Raw genomic sequence first — 16732 nt, forward strand, 5'->3', positions numbered from 1 at the left:
GGGTTGCACTAGAAACCGGGCGGAATGTAACCAGGTACGAACGGCACGTTGATGCACTTGCCGTGAATGATCTTTCCGTCCTCGATCCTGAACAGCACGATCTTTTTCGCCTTGTTGACGGTGGCTTCGAGTTTGCAATCGGAACTGTGACCGACCGTCTCGTAGTACTCGGTGTAAACCATGCCGTTACCGGTGTGATTCATTGAAGTACCGGCCGCTTCCGTGGTGGTCCAACTGGACGATTTGTACCAGGTGAGCACAGCCAGATTCTCGCCGTTGGCCCCGGTCTGTTTTTTCATCGAGTCGGGTTTGCCAAACAGATCGAGCGCTTCCTGAACATCGCGTCCTTCCCAGCGCGACTGGGCAATCAAGTGGCAACCATTGATCAGCAAAACAGCGGGCGTTATCAGCAGCGCCAATAACGTTTTAGTCCATGGGTTCATCGTGATGCCCGCCGCTTACTTGTTGCCCAGGATCGAGTCGAGGTTATCCATCATCTGGCCTTTCTCCTGAATCGGCGCCAGTTTGAAGAACATCTGCTGCAGGCCCTGAATCATCTGCAAGTACTCCATCTTGCCCAGCGCGATCATGTCCTTTTTGGCAGGTGAGCAAACGAACTCGCTGGTGCGCTGCACCCAGAACTCTTTCGGCTGCTGCCATTGGTCATTAACTTTCAGGTTGCGCATCATGTAGGCGATGCGATCAACCGACTGGCCATTGAGCATTCGGACCTTGTTCGTCGAACACTGAACCTCGAGGTTGTAGGCATCGATCATCGGCTTGCCCGGTTCTTCGTACACCAGCGTCACGGCGACCAACTTGGCGCCTTTGGTGTGTTTCGACGGCACGACTGACGTGCTGTCGGCGACATACATGATGTTCTTGTGGGGAACGCCGTTGCCGTAAATGATCCACCAGTCACCGACGAGCTTCGGCTCCTCGGCCAAGGCTGAACTGGTAGCGGTCAGGAGTGCGGTCAGCAGAACAGCGGATTGAGTGAGTTTGAAAAACGACGACATGGTGTTGCTCCATTCCTTGGCGCTTTTGTAATGCAAAAAAACAGAATGGAAATTTAGTGGTGAGGTTGGGCGTGGGGCAATTAGGGCGGATGTGCTAATGGCTTATTGCGATGCCTGAGTGACAAGCACTACCCGGTTAATCTGTCGAGCTCGTCAAGATAACGTTGCTTTCAGGCAGGCATTAAAAAGCCGGCTTGTGGCCGGCTTCTCGGGGACTGGCTTGGTTTATTTTTGGTAAACCGCGTCAGCCTTCAAAATGTACACCCGGATCTGCGTCCGGCTGTGGGACTTGGTCAGACGTTGGTCTGCCGCGTCAGGCGTCATCTGAGCCGCGGGAGCGGGGCGATGCGCAAATGTGGGGCGCAGGATACTGAGTTTTGTTGGGGATTCCCAGTCTCAAGTGCGCAATAGAGCGGCGGCGGCGGTAGAAATTCGGGTTTTGTACTGACTTTCAGGGCCTCTTCGCGGGCAAGCCCGCTCCCACAGGGTTCTGTGTTGGGCCGGGGAGTGGCGCAGGATCAGAGAAAAGGCACCACCGGCCGGCGTTTGCCCAGGGTCGACCACCAGAATACCCAGCCCAGAATGTGGATCCGCTGCTCATCGATCTGCGCTGCACGGAAGATTTCGTCCGGGTACTCGGCGCTGTTGTGGCTGCGCAGGCGCAGGGCGTTGCCGGGCATGCGGTGCAGGTATTTGATGCGCAACATGCCGTCGTGTTCGATGGCGTAGATTTCGCCGTCGACTACCTGGGTCAGGCCGCGGTCGATGCCGACGATGGAGCCGTCTTCGATGCGTTCGGCCATGCTGTTGCCGATCATGTGTGCACAGATGGCGTCGCTTGGGCGGATTTCCAGTTGCGCGAGGTGGGCGCGCGGCAGGCGGACGGTTTGCTCGGGGTCGAGGACGACGTGGGTCTTGTCGGCGCCGGCGGTGAGCGGTGTTTCCTTGAAAAACGGCAGTTCGATGTCGTTGGGGTCGATGATGGAATAGACGCCGTTGACGGACTGCGCGTCAAAGGTGTCGCCGTTGCTGGCAGGACTATGCAGACGGGGTAATTCTTTGCTGCCTTCACCGGTTTTCAGCCAGTCGCTGTTGACCGAGAGCAGGCGTGAGACTTCCTCCATGCGATACGCCGGGACGCCCCGGGTGTACCAGTTATGAATGTTTTGGGCTTCCGTGCCCCAGAACTTTGCGAATCCCGTGGTGGTGATGTTCGCTGCTTCCAGGAGTGCCTTGAATCTTGGACCGCTAGTGTTCTTTCTCATAAACACGGAGTCTACGGCCGTGCCAGAGCGCTTTGAATAAACCGGGCGTTCAAAAAAAGGCTGTATTTTGCGACTGGATGTAAGACGTGCTTGTGGGAAATCACTCGCTTCGAAACTTTTCTGTAGTCCGCGATAAACACACTGTTTAAGACGACTTTTTGCAGACACAAAAAACCCCGGATCAACCGGGGTTTTCTTCAAGCGTCATGCAGCAAACAGGTGCTTAGCCCTTGTAGGCGGCAACCGACTTGGTGATCGCTTCGCGAGCGGCGTCAGCGCCAGCCCAGCCTTCGATCTTGACCCACTTGCCTTTTTCGAGATCCTTGTAGTTCGCGAAGAAGTGCTCGATCTGCTGGATCAGCAGCGGTGGCAGGTCGGTGTATTCCTTCACATCGACGTACAGCTGGGACAGCTTGTCGTGTGGGACTGCGATGACTTTGGCATCGCCGCCGCCGTCGTCGGTCATGTTCAGAATGCCGACCGGACGTGCGCGGATCACCGAGCCTGGAGCAACCGGGTAAGGGGTCACAACCAGCACGTCGAGGGGATCACCGTCGTCAGCCAGGGTGTTCGGGATGTAACCGTAGTTGGCCGGGTAGAACATTGGGGTGGCCATGAAACGGTCAACGAACAGGCAATCGCTGTCTTTGTCGATTTCGTATTTGATCGGCGCGTGGTTGGCCGGGATCTCGATCGCGACGTAGATGTCGTTTGGCAGGTCTTTGCCAGCCGGAATCTTGCTGTAGCTCATTGGGCGTTGCCCCCGTAGTTGACCAAAAACACTTGGCCGGATTGACCAAAAAGTGGCGGCGATTATAGGCACATTCCTACGCCGACGCCACGTACCAGAAGTCGTGCAGCGCTTACTCGTGCGCCTGATAGACCGGGTCTGTGGCCTGAAGTTGCCGCAGCCTGCCCAACGGATCCTGCCGATAGAAAAGCTGCAGTTGCAAGTAGACCTGTGGGTAAGCCGCGTGCAGCAGATCCGGAGCGCTGAAGAAGTATTCGCTGGTGACCGCGAAGAACTCCGCCGGGTTTTCGGCGGCGTACGGGTCGATGGCGGTTTCGGCGTCGGGGTTGCGGTCGAGCTGGCGGTTGAGGTCATCGTAGGCGTGTTGCATGACCTCGGCCCAGTCGCTGACGCGCATGTCGGCGTGCAGCGGCGGCAGGCCGTTGGCGTCGCCGTTGAGCATGTCGAGTTTGTGCGCGAGTTCGTGGATAACCAGGTTGTAGCCTTCCCAGCCACCACTGGCCATCACTCCCGGCCAGGCGAGGATGATCGGCCCCTGTTGCCAGGCTTCGCCGCTGTGCTCGCCGTCCCACTCGTGCTCGACGCCGCTGGCATCGCGATGCCGTTGCGGGCTGAGGAAGTCGTCAGGGTAGAGGACGATTTCGTGGAAGCCCTGATACCAGTTCAAATCGCCCAGATTGAGCAGCGGCAACTGGGCTTGCGCGGCAAGCAGCAGACGTTGTTCCTGATGCAATTCGACGCCGGGCAGGGCGGTCAGGTGTTTTTCTTCGAGGAACAGGACGCTGGCTTCACGCAACCATTGGTCTTCGGCGGCGCTGATACCGTCGAGAAAGCTCAGGTGATGGCGCACCCGTTGCCACAGGTCGTCGGCAATCGGGTGCCTGGCCAGAATGCGCCGGCGACGCCAGGCGCTCAGTGACCACATCGGATCAGTGGGTTTCGGCTTTGGAGCTGGAGCCGCCGAAACGGCTGCGCACCACGCCGATGATCATGGGAATCAGCGATAGCAGGATGATGCCGACCACCAGCAGCGACAGGTTCTTCTTGATGAACGGCACGTTGCCGAAGAAGTAACCCAGCGTCACCAGGCCACCGACCCAGAGGATGGTGCCGAATACGCTGAAAGCGAAGAAGCGCGGGTAGGGCATTTTGCCGACGCCGGCGACGAACGGTGCAAACGTGCGGATAATCGGCAGGAAACGCGCCAGGGTCACGGTTTTGCCGCCGTGCTTGTCGTAGAAATCGTGGGTTTTTTGCAGGTAGTCGCGACGGAAGATTTTCGAATTCGGGTTGCTGAAGAGTTTTTCGCCCGCCGTTCGTCCGATCACGTAGTTGGTGCTGTCGCCGAGGATCGCCGCGAGCATCAACAGTCCACCCAACAGCACCGGATCCATGCCACCGCCCGCCGCCACGGCTCCGGCGATGAACAACAGCGAATCACCCGGCAGGAACGGCATCACCACCAGACCGGTTTCACAGAAGATGACAGCGAACAGAATCGCGTAGATCCACGGCCCGTAGTTGGTCACCAGCAAATCGAGGTACACATCGAGATGCAGGATAAGGTCGAGCGGGTTGAAATCCATGGGGGCACCTGTGGTGACGGCCCGACTCGGCAGGCCTGTGCGGATGATTCGGGTGTAAGCCTACAGCGGGGTGTAGTTTTTCTTACAAGCCGGAAAGCTCGGGATTATACGGTCTGAGAGGTGAAAAGCGCGTTGGTTTTGTAGCGAGGGATGTCGGGGTGTGAATAAATGTCAGGCAGGTATTGATGGTGGCGGCAAGCTTGGTGTGGCGAGGGAGCTTGCTCCCGCTGGAGGGCGGAGCACTCCCAAGCCTTGATCTGCCTGACCTGTTGCGATGACTGAGGTGGGGCCGCTTCGCAGCCCGGCGGGAGCAAGCTCCCTCGCCACAACAGGCCCTTGATGAGCGCTAGAGCTCGTCGCTGATCGGCAGCACGTAGTTCTTGAACTCGGTGTCTTCCTTGAAACCGATGGATTCGTAGGTTTTCTGCGCCACTTCGTTGTCGGCACTGGTGGACACGCGCATGCGCACGGCCTGGGTTTCCTTGGCCATTCTCTTCGCGGTGCGGATCAGGTTGTCGGCCACCAGTTGGCGGCGGGCATCTTCGGCAACATAAATGTCATTGAGGATCCACACGCGCTTGAGCGACAGCGAGGAAAAGCTCGGGTAGAGCTGGCAAAAACCCATCAGTTTCTTGTCGTCATCATCGGCCAGGGCCAGATAAATCACCGATTCCTTGCGGCGCAGGCGTTTTTCGAGAAAAGCGCGGGATGAATCCGGGTAAGGCAGGGAACCGTAGAACTCGCGATATTTGACGAACAACGGGGTCAGCAAATCCAGGTGTTCGAGGGTCGCTTGAATAATCCGCATGATAGGTCTCGTCTTCAAGTGGCTGTCTTCAACTGCTCTGACGGCGATGGGAAACCCTGCGGCCGTGCGTCGATCCTGCCTGAAAGCGGCGCAGAAACGCAATGCGGAAACGGTTCAGGTTGTGGGCGGATCAAGCAGGAAATTTCCCTTCATGTCCGCACCGGCGTCCGACTCCAGCGTCTGAACCAGTGCCTCGTCCTTCAGATTGACCCCCGACAACTGCCGCCGACAGGCCTCACGCATCAGATACAGCAGGCGATGCGCCGCCATGCCATAACTCAAGCCCTCCAGCCGCACATTGGAGATGCAATTGCGGTAGGCATCGGTCAGCCCGATTTTTGGATTGTAGGTGAAATATAAACCGAGGCTGTCGGGTGAGCTGAGGCCCGGACGCTCGCCGATCAGCATCACGACCATTTTTGCACCCAGCAACTCACCGATTTCGTCACCAATGGCCACTCGGCCCTGTTCCACCAGCACCACCGGGGCAATCGACCAGCCGTCGGCGGCCATTTGCTCCTCCAGGCGGGTCAGAAACGGCAAGGTATGCCGATGCACGGCCAGTGCCGACAGTCCGTCCGCCACCACGATCGCCAGATCGACCCCGCCGGGGTTGGCCTGCGCGTAGTCTCGCAGGGTTTGTGCCGACGCATCACCGAGCTTGCGCCCCAGATCCGGCCGTTGCAGATAGCTGTTTCGATCTACCGCCGCGCTGTGCAGCAACAGGCTCTCGCGCCCGCGTTCACTCAACTGCGCGCTGAGTCCGGCATGATCGAACGGCAGATGCACCGCGTCCCTTGCCTGAGCATGGGCGAACTGGAAGTCCAGTTGAGCGCGGGTTGGCAGGCTGGTGCCGGTGCGGCCCAGAGCGATGCGCGCCGGGGTCAGGCGGCGCAGCTCCAGCCACGGGTTTTGCGGGTCGACAGGCGGTTTTTCCATAACACTCATCCCAGTTGCGCCAGCGCCTGGCGGAAGGCCGGCGGCAGGTTGTTGCCAAAGCGAACCTTGCCGTCCGCCTGGGTGAAAATGCCCATGTTCGCCAGCCATTGCTCGAACTCCGGCGCCGGTTTCAGGCCCAGGGTCTGGCGCGCGTAGAGCGCGTCGTGAAACGAGGTGGTCTGGTAGTTGAGCATGATGTCGTCGGAGCCGGGGATGCCCATGATGAAGTTGATCCCGGCCACACCGAGCAGGGTCAGCAGGGTGTCCATGTCGTCCTGATCGGCTTCGGCGTGGTTGGTGTAGCAGATGTCGCAACCCATCGGCACGCCGAGCAACTTGCCGCAGAAATGGTCTTCGAGGCCGGCGCGGATGATCTGTTTGCCGTTGTAGAGGTATTCCGGGCCGATAAATCCTACGACGGTGTTCACCAAAAACGGCTTGAAGTGTCGCGCCACGGCGTAGGCTCTTGTCTCGCAGGTCTGTTGATCGACACCGTGGTGGGCGTTGGCCGACAAGGCGCTGCCTTGCCCTGTTTCAAAATACATCAGGTTCTGCCCCAGAGTGCCGCGCTTCAGGCTCAGCCCCGCGTCATAGCCTTCCTGCAATACGTTGAGGTTGATGCCGAAACTGGCGTTGGCCGCTTCAGTGCCGGCAATCGACTGGAACACCAGGTCCAGCGGCACGCCACGGTTGATCGCCTCGATCGAGGTGGTGACGTGGGTCAGCACGCAGGCCTGGGTCGGGATGTCATAGCGCTGGATGATCGCGTCGAGCATTTCCAGCATCGCGCAGATCGAGGCGATGCTGTCGGTGGCCGGGTTGATCCCGATCATCGCGTCGCCATTGCCGTACAGCAGACCGTCGAGAATGCTCGCGGCGATGCCGGAGGGCTCGTCGGTCGGATGGTTCGGTTGCAGCCGGGTCGACAAGCGCCCGCGCAGGCCGAGGGTGCCGCGAAATTTTGTGACCACGCGGATCTTCTGCGCCACCAGCACCAGATCCTGCACGCGCATGATCTTCGACACGGCGGCGACCATTTCCGGCGTTAGACCGGGGGCGAGGGTGCGCAGGCTGGTTTCGTCAGCGGCGTCGCTGAGCAGCCAGTCGCGGAAGCCGCCGACGGTGAGGTGGCTGACCACGGCGAAGGCTTGTTTGTCGTGGGTGTCGATGATCAGTCGGGTGACTTCATCGGTCTCATAGGGAATCAGCGCTTCCTGCAGAAAATGCGTGAGCGGGATGTCGGCCAGCGCCATTTGTGCAGCCACGCGTTCGCCGTCATTGAGCGCGGCAACGCCGGCCAGAAAGTCACCGGAGCGCGCCGGGCTGGCCTTGGCCATGACGTCCTTGAGGCTGTCGAAGCGGTAGGTCTGGGCGCCGACGGAATGGGCAAATGCGGCCATGCTGTCCTCCTGTAATTGATACACCCCCTGTAGGAGCTGCCGAAGGCTGCGATCTTTTGATCTTGTTTTTAGAAAATCAAAGTCAAAAGATCGTCCGAACGCGGCCCGAGCCTTCGGCAGCTCCTACATGGGGCGCTACGCACTGTTATATGGCAACTAGATACTTTCGAGCATAGCGTCTGCCGGGGCGTCGGCGCGTTGTTTGGCGGTCAGCTGGAAATACAGATAACCAGCGGCCATGAACCCCAGGAACACACAACCGATCAGCGTGTTGAACCACGCCATCGCCACCAGGCACACCACCGCCAGAAACAGCGCAATCGCTGGCACCACCGGATAGCCCGGGGCGCGGAAGGTGCGTTCCAGGTTCGGTTCGGTTTTGCGCAGTTTGAACAGGCTGAGCATGCTGATGATGTACATCACGATCGCGCCGAACACCGACATGGTGATCATCGCGGCAGTCAGGGTCATGCCTTGCAGGTTGACCAGACCATCGCTGTAAATCGCCGCGATACCGATCACGCCACCGGCCAGAATCGCCCGGTGCGGGGTCTGGAAGCGCGACAGCTTGGCCAGGCTCTTCGGCAGGTACCCGGCGCGGGCGAGGGCGAAGAATTGTCGTGAGTAGCCGAGGATGATCCCGTGGAAACTCGCCACCAGACCGAACAGGCCGATCCACACCAGCATGTGCATCCATGATGAATTGTTGCCGACCACCGCTTTCATCGCCTGCGGCAGCGGGTCGTTGATGTTCGACAGTTGGCGCCAGTCGCCGACGCCGCCGGCCATCACCATTACGCCGATGGCGAGGAACACCAGGGTCAGGATGCCGCTGACGTAAGCCTTGGGAATCGTGCGTTTCGGATCCTTGGCTTCTTCGGCCGCCATGGCCGCGCCTTCGATGGCGAGGAAGAACCAGATCGCAAACGGGATCGCCGCAAAGATTCCGGGGATCGAGCCCATCGTGAACTCGTTGGCACCCGACCAGCCGTTGAGCACGAAATTGCTGAAGCTGAAGCCCGGCGCGACCACACCCATGAACACCAGCAGTTCGGCGACCGCCAGCACGGTGACCACCAGCTCAAAAGTCGCGGCAATGCTGACGCCGAGGATGTTCAGGGTCATGAACACGAAGTACGCGCCGACCGCCGCGACCTTCGGATCAAGCTCCGGGTACTGCACGTTGAGGTAGGCGCCGATGGCCATGGCGATTGCCGGTGGGGCGAAAACAAATTCGATCAGCGTGGCGATGCCGGCGATCAATCCGCCTTTCTCGCCGAACGCCCGGCGGCTGTAGGCAAACGGCCCGCCCGCGTGAGGAATCGCGGTGGTCAGTTCGGTGAAACTGAAGATGAAGCAGGTGTACATGGTCGCGACCATCAGCGCCGTGACCAGAAATCCGAGGGTGCCTGCGGTGCCCCAGCCATAACTCCAGCCGAAGTATTCGCCGGAAATCACCAGGCCGACGGCGATGCCCCAGAGGTGCAGGGTGCCGAGTGTGGGTTTGAGCTGTGTGGTGGAAGTCATAAGTCCTCTCTGTTTTTTATTGTTCGATCTGTTGGACTTTCGGGTGCAGCGGTTAAGGTGGATGGATGCTGTTCACGCAGCGGCAGTTTTCGTGCAAAACCTGAATGACGGGTACGCAAGGGCCGTGCCAGAGCGGCCAGGCCTTGGGGTTGTGTCATTGAGGACGCCATCGCTGGCAAGCCAGCTCCCACAGGTATCTGTGGTGTTCCCGTTATCGAGATCTGCAAAGATCCCTGTGGGAGCTGGCTTGCCAGCGATAGCTATTTGGAGGGCAACACAGAAACCTGTGTTGCCCCGGGTTTTAGAAGAAGCCCAACGGATTGATGTCGTAGCTCACCAGCAGGTTTTTGGTCTGCTGATAGTGATCGAGCATCATCTTGTGGGTTTCACGGCCGACGCCGGACTTTTTGTACCCGCCAAACGCGGCGTGCGCCGGGTACAGGTGGTAGCAGTTGGTCCACACACGACCGGCCTTGATCGCCCGGCCCATGCGGTAGGCGCGGTTGATGTCGCGAGTCCACAGGCCGGCGCCGAGGCCGAACTCGGTGTCGTTGGCGATCGCCAGGGCTTCGGCTTCGTCCTTGAAGGTGGTGATGCTCACCACCGGGCCGAAGATTTCTTCCTGGAACACGCGCATTTTATTGGTGCCCTTGAGCAGGGTCGGCTGGATGTAATAGCCGGTCGCCAGATTGCCCTCGAGTTTTTCCACCTTGCCGCCGGTCAGCAGCTCGGCGCCTTCGCCCTTGGCGATTTCCAGGTACGAAAGAATCTTGTCGAATTGCTGCTCGGACGCCTGGGCCCCAACCATGGTGTCGGTGTCCAGCGGGTCGCCACGTTTGATCTGCAGGACTTTCTTCATTACCACTTGCATGAATTCGTCGTAGATCGATTCCTGCACCAGCGCGCGGGACGGGCAGGTGCAGACTTCGCCCTGGTTGAAGAACGCCAGCACCAGACCTTCGGCAGCCTTCTCGATGAAGGTCGGTTCGGCCTGCATGATGTCTTCGAAGAAGATGTTCGGCGACTTGCCGCCCAGTTCCACGGTGGATGGAATGATGTTCTCGGCGGCGCATTTCATGATGTGCGAGCCGACCGGGGTGGAGCCGGTGAAGGCGATCTTGGCGATGCGTTTGCTGGTGGCCAGGGCTTCGCCGGCTTCTTTGCCGAAGCCTTGCACCACGTTGAGCACGCCCGGTGGCAGCAGATCGCCGATCAGCTCCATCAGCACGCAGATGCCCAGCGGGGTCTGCTCGGCCGGCTTGAGCACCACGCAGTTGCCGGCGGCCAGCGCCGGGGCGAGTTTCCACGCGGCCATCAGCAGCGGGAAGTTCCACGGGATGATCTGCCCGACCACGCCCAGCGGCTCATGGATGTGATAGGCCACGGTGTTGCCGTCGATTTCGGCTGCGCTGCCTTCCTGGGCGCGTAGGCACCCGGCGAAGTAGCGGAAATGGTCTGCTGCCAGCGGGATGTCGGCGTTGAGGGTTTCGCGGATGGCTTTGCCGTTGTCCCAGGTTTCGGTGATCGCCAGCAGTTCGAGGTTCTGTTCGATGCGGTCGGCGATTTTCAGCAGGGTCAGCGAGCGCGCCTGCACCGAAGTCGCGCCCCACGCATCGGCAGCGGCGTGGGCGGCGTCCAGTGCCTTGTCGATGTCTTCGGCAGTGGAGCGGGGGAATTCGGCAATCGGCTGGCCATTCACTGGCGAGGTGTTGGTGAAGTACTGACCTTTGACAGGCGCGACGAACTCGCCGCCGATGTAGTTACCGTACTTGCTCTTGAACGAGACTTTGGCGCCTTCAGTACCGGGGTGAGCGTAACGCATGATGTGTTCTCCTTGGCTTTGTACTTATTAGAGAAACGCGCAAGTGCGCTTGCTATAAGCGTAGAGCAAAGGTCGGGCCACTGCCGTACAGGGCAGGCAAATCAAGGCCTTGCGTGGTTTTTGTCGGACGGGCGGGCGCAGCCTGTGATGGTTTCGGTACAGACGGGGTGACAGTTTGTACCGCTTTCGGCACAGACCGTGACCGGGTGGTCTTGCCAGCATTGCAATGCGCCGATGGCTGGAGGATGCTGACTGCCAATCGCCCAGTGGTTGATTATTGTGGCGAGGGAGCTTGCTCCCGCTGGGCTGCGCAGCAGCCCTGAAATGTTTACCGCTCATATACTTTGGCGAGCGCTTCGCACTCGAGCGGGAGCAAGCTCCCTCGCCACAGGTCAGTGTTGGTAGTCTGGAAGGGGCGACCTTTCGGGGAGAACAATAAGAAATGCACGACAACCATTTGAGTCGCCATGCCCAGCAGGTGCTCACCGTCAGTCAGGGCAAGCCGCACCTGCACGGACCCGGTGCTGATCCGTCGATTGCCCGCTCGTGGCTGCGCTGTCTCGAGGACTATCACCTCGATCCGGCCCTGACCATGGCGCCGACTGTGCTTGAACACGGGCGCGTGCTCGAAAGCCGCGAACGCCTGCAACAGGTGTTGCAGATTGCTGGCAATGAAATGAGCAGCCTGCATCAACAACTGTCCGGCGCCGGTCATGCGGTGCTGTTGACCGATGCGCGCGGGGTGATCCTCAACTGCGTCACCGCACCTGCCGAGCGCAAGATTTTCGAACGGGCCGGGCTCTGGCTCGGCGCCGACTGGAGCGAAGCCTGCGAAGGCACCAACGGCATCGGCACCTGTCTGGTCGAGCGTCAGGCGCTGACCATCCATCAGGACGAACACTTTCGCGGCCGCCACACCGGCCTGACCTGCTCGGCGAGCCCGGTGTTCGACCCACATGGCGAATTGCTTGCAGTGCTCGACGTGTCCTCGGCGCGCCACGATGTCTCGCGCCAGAGCCAGTTCCACACCATGGCGCTGGTCAATCTGTCGGCGAAGATGATCGAGAGCTGCTATTTCCTGCGCTGCTTCGATAACCAGTGGCTGCTGCGTTTTCATTTGCAGGCCGAATCGGTCGGACTGTTCAGTGAAGGGCTGCTAGCGTTTGACGGCGAAGGGCGGATCAGCGCGGTCAACCAGAGTGCGCTGAACCTGCTCGGGCATATTCGCGGTGGTTTGCTCGGCAAACCGGTCGAGGCGTTTTTCGATTGCTCGCTGGACGAGTTGCTCGGTCGTGCCAGCGCCAATGCCAGCGCCAGTTGGCCGCTGCGCACCCGCGGGGGCCGGCATCTGTTTGCCTTGCTGCGCGGCGAATCGCGCAAACCGGCACCGATCATGCCGGCCCCGGTGGTGGCCAAGCCGCAACCGCTGGCGGGCATCTGCCTCGGTGACGCGGCGCTGCAAGCGGATTTCCGCAAGGCGCTACGGGTGTTCGAGCGCGACGTGCCGCTGCTGATCAATGGCGAAACCGGTTCCGGCAAGGAAGCCTTCGCCAAGGCTGTGCATCACGCCAGCCAGCGCGCCAGCAAAGCCTTTGTCGCGCTCAACTGCGCGGCGATCCCGGAAAGCCTGATCGAGAGCGAACTGTTCGGTTATCGCGGCGGCAGTTTCACCGGCGCACGCAAGGACGGCATGCGCGGCAAGTTGCAGCAGGCCGATGGCGGCACGCTGTTTCTCGATGAAATCGGTGACATGCCGCTGGCGTTGCAAACTCGCTTGTTGCGAGTGCTGGAAGACCGGCAGGTGGTGCCGATTGGCGGCGAACCGGAGGCGGTCAACGTGCGGGTTATCAGCGCCACGCACCGCAATCTGCTGGAACGGGTCGAAGACGGCAGCTTCCGCGAAGATCTGTATTACCGGCTCAATGGCCTCGAAGTCGCGTTGCCGGCGCTGCGCGAACGCAGTGATAAATCGCAGTTGCTGGATTTTCTGCTGGCCGAGGAGGCGGGCGGCGAAGTGATTGTGATCGACGAACCGGCGCGGCGAGCGTTGCTGGCCTTCAACTGGCCGGGCAACGTGCGGCAGTTGCGCAATGTCCTGCGCACGCTGGCGGCGTTGTGTGATGACGGGCGAATCGGCCTTGAGGATTTGCCGGCGATGATTCGGCAGGGGCGTCCGACGCTTGCGCTGACGTCGGTTGAGTCCGAGCATCCGCTGGAAGACGCCGAGCGACTGGCGTTGCTCAATGCGCTGGAGCAAACGCGCTGGCACATGACCCACACCGCCGAGCAACTCGGCGTGAGCCGCAACACCCTCTACAGAAAGCTGCGCAAACACGGCATCGCCCGAACCGCATAACCCCCCCTGTAGGAGCTGCCGAAGGCGGCGATCTTTTGATCTTGTTCTTTACAGGATCAAAAGATCGCAGCCTTCGGCAGCTCCTACAGGCGGGGTGGTGATCGTGGGGTGATGGTGATCAGCTAAAGAGTGCGATTTCCCCCTCCCTGCGCTAACCTGCGGCCATGTTTTACGAGGTCGACTATGCACATTCATATTCTGGGTATCTGCGGGACTTTCATGGGCTCGATGGCGGTTCTGGCCAAAGAGCTGGGCCATCACGTGACCGGCTCCGACGCCAACGTCTATCCGCCGATGAGCACGCAGCTTGAGGCCCAGGGCATTCAGCTGACCCAAGGCTACGACCCGGCCCAGCTCGATCCGGCACCGGATCTGGTGGTGATCGGCAACGCCATGTCCCGCGGCAACCCGGCGGTGGAGTATGTGCTGAACAAAGGCCTGCCGTACGTTTCCGGCCCGCAATGGCTGGCCGATCACGTGTTGCAAGGGCGCTGGGTGCTGGCGGTTGCCGGTACGCACGGCAAGACCACCACCAGCAGCATGCTCGCCTGGGTCCTGGAACACGCCGGCATGAGCCCGGGGTTCCTGATCGGCGGCGTGCCGCAAAACTTCTCGGTTTCCGCACGTCTGGGCGGTACGCCGTTTTTCGTGATCGAGGCTGACGAGTACGACAGCGCGTTCTTCGACAAGCGTTCGAAGTTTGTCCACTACCGTCCACGCACCGCGATCCTCAACAACCTTGAGTTCGATCACGCCGACATCTTCCCCGATCTGTCGGCCATCGAGCGGCAGTTCCACCATTTGGTGCGAACCATTCCGAGTGAAGGTCTGGTGATTCACCCGACCACCGAGCCTGCTTTGCAGCGCGTGATCGAAATGGGTTGCTGGACCCCGGTGCAAACCACCGGTGTCGGCGGTCAGTGGCAGGTCAAGTTGCTCAAGGACGATGGCTCGGCGTTCGAAGTGATGTTCGAAGGCGTGTGCCAGGGCACCGTGGAATGGGAGTTGACCGGTCAGCACAACGTCGCCAACGCCCTGGCTGCGCTGGCAGCGGCGCGGCATGTCGGTGTGGTGCCATCGATGGGCATCGCCGGGTTGAGCGCGTTCAAGAACGTCAAACGCCGCATGGAGAAAGTCGCCGAAGTGCGCGGCATCACCATCTACGACGACTTCGCCCACCACCCGACCGCCATTGCCACCACCCTCGACGGTTTGCGCAAGCGCATCGGCGATGCTCCGCTGATCGCGATCATCGAACCGCGCTCCAACTCGATGAAGCTCGGCGCGCACCGCGATGGCCTGCCCGACAGCGTGGTCGATGCCGATCAGGTGATCTGGTACGCCCCGGCCAACCTCGGTTGGGATCTGGGCGCCACTGCCGCACTGTGCAGCATGCCGTCGATTGTCAGCGATTCGCTCGAAGGCATCATCGAGCGCGTGAAGAGCCAGGCCCAGCCCGGTACCCATGTGGTGATCATGAGCAACGGTGGCTTCGGCGGTCTGCACGGCAAACTGGCCGAGGCGCTGCAATGAACACTTTTGCCCAGAGCGGCGGCCCGGAACGCATCACGCTGGCGATGACCGGCGCGTCCGGCGCGCAGTACGGTTTGCGCCTGCTCGATTGCCTGGTGCGTGAAGATCGCGAAGTGCACTTCCTGATTTCCAAAGCCGCGCAACTGGTGATGGCCACTGAAACCGATGTCACGCTGCCGGCCAAGCCGCAGATGATGCAGGCGTTCCTTACCGAATACACCGGGGCGGCCGCCGGGCAGATTCGTGTGTACGGCAAGGAAGACTGGATGTCGCCGGTCGCGTCGGGTTCCGGCGCGCCGGCGGCGATGGTGGTGGTGCCGTGCTCCACCGGCACCTTGTCGGCGATTGCCACCGGTGCCTGCAACAATCTGATCGAGCGCGCGGCGGACGTCACCTTGAAGGAGCGCCGCCAGTTGATCCTGGTACCGCGCGAAGCACCGTATTCGAGCATTCATCTGGAGCACATGCTCAAGCTGTCGAACATGGGCGTGACCATTCTGCCGGCCTCGCCGGGCTTCTATCACCAGCCGCAGACCATCGACGACCTGATCGATTTTGTCGTCGCACGGATTCTCAATCTGTTGGGCATTCCACAGGACATGCTGCCGCGTTGGGGCGAGCATCATCTGAGCAGCGATGAATAAGCTGCTGACGATTGTGCTGGCGCTGCAACTGGCCGGCTGCGCCACCGCGCGTACGCTGGATGCGGCCAAACCGGGCGCGCCGGTGGTGTATTCCGGGACGCGCCTGGATTTGTACGCGATGAATGGCGGGTGCTGTGCGATGGATCGCTTCGGCGCTGAGGCACCGAGTTATCCGGGCGTGGATCTGCCGGCGAGTGCGTTGCTCGATACGCTGTTGTTGCCGTTGTCGTTACTTACGGTGATTGGCGTGGGGTTTCAGGCGACGGGTGGATTGTAGGGGAGTGCTGCGCACACCTGTGGCGAGGGAGCTTGCTCCCGCTGGGCTGCGAAGCGGCCCCAAACCCCGCGACTAAATCCTTCAGATACACCGCATAATTCAGGGCTGGCGACTGCTGCGCAGTCGAGCGGGAGCAAGCTCCCTCGCCACAAAGTACGGTGTTTACTTGCCGAGCTTGCGCAGCTCATCCGACTCAACCACCCGCACCCCATCCTGTTCTTCCAGCGCCAGGCGCCACATCGCCCGGGCCAGTTGGCAGGCTTCGATGCCGCGGTACTTGCCGGGAATCAGTTTGGAAAACGGCGCCGCCAGCTGTTCGCCCAGGCGCGGTTCGGTACGATCACCCAGCAACAGCGATGGCCGGCAGATGGTCAGTTGCGGCCAGTCCTGCGCGCGCAACGCCTGCTCCATCTCACCTTTGACCCGGTTGTAGAAAATCGATGATTTCGGATCGGCGCCCAGTGCACTGATCACGATCAAGTGCCGCGCGCCCATCTCCCGCGCACGTTTGGCGAACGCCACGACCATGTCCAGATCCACCGCGCGGAACGCCGCTTCCGAGCCGGCCTGTTTGATGGTGGTGCCGAGGCAGCAGTAGGCGATATCGACGCGACCACTGAGCTGCGGCAGAAACGCCTGTGGGTCGCCCACCGGGTTTTCCAGGTGCGGATGCTCCGCCAATGGACGACGGGACGGGGCGAGCACGCGGGTGATCGTCGGCTCGTTGAGCAAACGGTCGAGCAGATGTTCACCGGTCAGTCCGGTGGCTCCGGCAAGCAATACGTGCTGAGGCGTCAAGTACATA

At 60.7% G+C, this 16732-nt stretch carries 16 protein-coding genes; 4 read left to right on the forward strand and 12 right to left on the reverse strand.

The features are described from left to right. Nucleotides 1-8: 8 nt before the first annotated feature. The 11 genes from ACIP8I_RS17715 to ACIP8I_RS17765 all read right to left on the reverse strand — a co-directional run bounded on the left by ACIP8I_RS17715 (nt 9) and on the right by ACIP8I_RS17765 (nt 11117). Nucleotides 9-443, reverse strand: a complete 435-nt coding sequence (locus ACIP8I_RS17715; protein ID WP_027612917.1) for a hypothetical protein — start codon at nt 441-443, stop codon at nt 9-11. Nucleotides 444-458: 15 nt separating this feature from the next. Further along, nucleotides 459-1019, reverse strand: coding sequence for a hypothetical protein (locus tag ACIP8I_RS17720; protein WP_400762716.1), 561 nt, complete (start codon nt 1017-1019; stop codon nt 459-461). Between the two features lie 518 nt (nt 1020-1537). Continuing rightward, nucleotides 1538-2284 carry a helix-turn-helix transcriptional regulator gene (locus ACIP8I_RS17725; RefSeq protein ID WP_400762718.1) on the reverse strand — a complete coding sequence of 249 codons (747 nt, stop codon included), beginning with the start codon at nt 2282-2284 and terminating at the stop codon, nt 1538-1540. Between the two features lie 223 nt (nt 2285-2507). Beyond that, entirely contained in the window at nt 2508-3035 is a 528-nt protein-coding gene (gene ppa, locus ACIP8I_RS17730) for an inorganic diphosphatase (RefSeq protein ID WP_003205933.1), read from the reverse strand. 112 nt (nt 3036-3147) lie between these two features. Further along, nucleotides 3148-3960 carry a zinc-dependent peptidase gene (locus tag ACIP8I_RS17735; protein ID WP_027612913.1) on the reverse strand — a complete coding sequence of 271 codons (813 nt, stop codon included), beginning with the start codon at nt 3958-3960 and terminating at the stop codon, nt 3148-3150. Between the two features lie 4 nt (nt 3961-3964). Continuing rightward, nucleotides 3965-4621, reverse strand: a complete 657-nt coding sequence (locus ACIP8I_RS17740; RefSeq protein WP_247268903.1) for a DedA family protein — start codon at nt 4619-4621, stop codon at nt 3965-3967. A gap of 346 nt (nt 4622-4967) precedes the next feature. Next, nucleotides 4968-5429 carry an N-acetyltransferase gene (locus ACIP8I_RS17745; RefSeq protein ID WP_007968150.1) on the reverse strand — a complete coding sequence of 154 codons (462 nt, stop codon included), beginning with the start codon at nt 5427-5429 and terminating at the stop codon, nt 4968-4970. A gap of 114 nt (nt 5430-5543) precedes the next feature. Next, nucleotides 5544-6368, reverse strand: a complete 825-nt coding sequence (gene eutC / locus ACIP8I_RS17750) for an ethanolamine ammonia-lyase subunit EutC (protein WP_400762721.1) — start codon at nt 6366-6368, stop codon at nt 5544-5546. A 5-nt stretch (nt 6369-6373) separates the two neighbouring features. Further along, a complete protein-coding gene (locus ACIP8I_RS17755; RefSeq protein WP_400762723.1) occupies nt 6374-7768 on the reverse strand; it encodes an ethanolamine ammonia-lyase subunit EutB in 1395 nt (464 codons plus the stop codon). 156 nt (nt 7769-7924) lie between these two features. Further along, nucleotides 7925-9295: an ethanolamine permease gene (eat, locus tag ACIP8I_RS17760; protein WP_123588866.1), complete on the reverse strand. Its 1371-nt coding sequence runs from the start codon at nt 9293-9295 to the stop codon at nt 7925-7927. 301 nt (nt 9296-9596) lie between these two features. Continuing rightward, nucleotides 9597-11117, reverse strand: a complete 1521-nt coding sequence (locus ACIP8I_RS17765) for an aldehyde dehydrogenase family protein (protein WP_400762725.1) — start codon at nt 11115-11117, stop codon at nt 9597-9599. Nucleotides 11118-11559: 442 nt separating this feature from the next. Between ACIP8I_RS17765 and ACIP8I_RS17770 the strand changes: the two genes are divergently transcribed. From ACIP8I_RS17770 to ACIP8I_RS17785, 4 genes are all read left to right on the forward strand, one after another. Further along, nucleotides 11560-13473, forward strand: a complete 1914-nt coding sequence (locus ACIP8I_RS17770) for a sigma-54-dependent Fis family transcriptional regulator (RefSeq protein ID WP_400762727.1) — start codon at nt 11560-11562, stop codon at nt 13471-13473. A gap of 183 nt (nt 13474-13656) precedes the next feature. Continuing rightward, nucleotides 13657-15006, forward strand: coding sequence for a UDP-N-acetylmuramate:L-alanyl-gamma-D-glutamyl-meso-diaminopimelate ligase (mpl, locus tag ACIP8I_RS17775; RefSeq protein WP_400762729.1), 1350 nt, complete (start codon nt 13657-13659; stop codon nt 15004-15006). Beyond that, a complete protein-coding gene (gene ubiX / locus ACIP8I_RS17780; RefSeq protein ID WP_108589965.1) occupies nt 15003-15650 on the forward strand; it encodes a flavin prenyltransferase UbiX in 648 nt (215 codons plus the stop codon). Before mpl ends, ubiX begins: the two co-directional genes overlap by 4 nt. Further along, the gene (locus tag ACIP8I_RS17785) at nt 15643-15927 is read left to right on the forward strand and encodes a YceK/YidQ family lipoprotein (RefSeq protein ID WP_115986843.1); all 285 of its coding nucleotides are present in this window, start codon (nt 15643-15645) and stop codon (nt 15925-15927) included. The genes ubiX and ACIP8I_RS17785 overlap by 8 nt, the downstream gene beginning before the upstream one ends. 162 nt (nt 15928-16089) lie before the next feature. Here the strand turns inward: ACIP8I_RS17785 and ACIP8I_RS17790 are convergent, their stop codons facing one another. Further along, complete coding sequence (locus ACIP8I_RS17790) at nt 16090-16731, reverse strand: oxidoreductase (RefSeq protein WP_095139170.1); 642 nt, start codon at nt 16729-16731, stop codon at nt 16090-16092. Nucleotide 16732: the final 1 nt, after the last annotated feature.

It is taken from the genome of Pseudomonas sp. NPDC088414 (assembly GCF_044753325.1).
GTDB lineage: Bacteria > Pseudomonadota > Gammaproteobacteria > Pseudomonadales > Pseudomonadaceae > Aquipseudomonas.

Bases quoted from the DNA above. Each gene is read 5' to 3' on its own strand.
- mpl (WP_400762729.1), top strand. From the start codon at position 13,657: ATGCACATTCATATTCTGGGTATCTGCGGGACTTTCATGGGCTCGATG.
- ubiX (WP_108589965.1), top strand. From the start codon at position 15,003: ATGAACACTTTTGCCCAGAGCGGCGGCCCGGAACGCATCACGCTGGCG.
- eutC (WP_400762721.1), bottom strand. From the start codon at position 6,368: ATGGAAAAACCGCCTGTCGACCCGCAAAACCCGTGGCTGGAGCTGCGC.
- ppa (WP_003205933.1), bottom strand. From the start codon at position 3,035: ATGAGCTACAGCAAGATTCCGGCTGGCAAAGACCTGCCAAACGACATC.
- ACIP8I_RS17745 (WP_007968150.1), bottom strand. From the start codon at position 5,429: ATGCGGATTATTCAAGCGACCCTCGAACACCTGGATTTGCTGACCCCG.
- ACIP8I_RS17720 (WP_400762716.1), bottom strand. From the start codon at position 1,019: ATGTCGTCGTTTTTCAAACTCACTCAATCCGCTGTTCTGCTGACCGCA.
- ACIP8I_RS17740 (WP_247268903.1), bottom strand. From the start codon at position 4,621: ATGGATTTCAACCCGCTCGACCTTATCCTGCATCTCGATGTGTACCTC.
- ACIP8I_RS17770 (WP_400762727.1), top strand. From the start codon at position 11,560: ATGCACGACAACCATTTGAGTCGCCATGCCCAGCAGGTGCTCACCGTC.
- ACIP8I_RS17715 (WP_027612917.1), bottom strand. From the start codon at position 443: ATGAACCCATGGACTAAAACGTTATTGGCGCTGCTGATAACGCCCGCT.
- ACIP8I_RS17755 (WP_400762723.1), bottom strand. From the start codon at position 7,768: ATGGCCGCATTTGCCCATTCCGTCGGCGCCCAGACCTACCGCTTCGAC.
- eat (WP_123588866.1), bottom strand. From the start codon at position 9,295: ATGACTTCCACCACACAGCTCAAACCCACACTCGGCACCCTGCACCTC.
- ACIP8I_RS17765 (WP_400762725.1), bottom strand. From the start codon at position 11,117: ATGCGTTACGCTCACCCCGGTACTGAAGGCGCCAAAGTCTCGTTCAAG.
- ACIP8I_RS17725 (WP_400762718.1), bottom strand. From the start codon at position 2,284: ATGAGAAAGAACACTAGCGGTCCAAGATTCAAGGCACTCCTGGAAGCA.
- ACIP8I_RS17735 (WP_027612913.1), bottom strand. From the start codon at position 3,960: ATGTGGTCACTGAGCGCCTGGCGTCGCCGGCGCATTCTGGCCAGGCAC.
- ACIP8I_RS17790 (WP_095139170.1), bottom strand. From the start codon at position 16,731: ATGTACTTGACGCCTCAGCACGTATTGCTTGCCGGAGCCACCGGACTG.
- ACIP8I_RS17785 (WP_115986843.1), top strand. From the start codon at position 15,643: ATGAATAAGCTGCTGACGATTGTGCTGGCGCTGCAACTGGCCGGCTGC.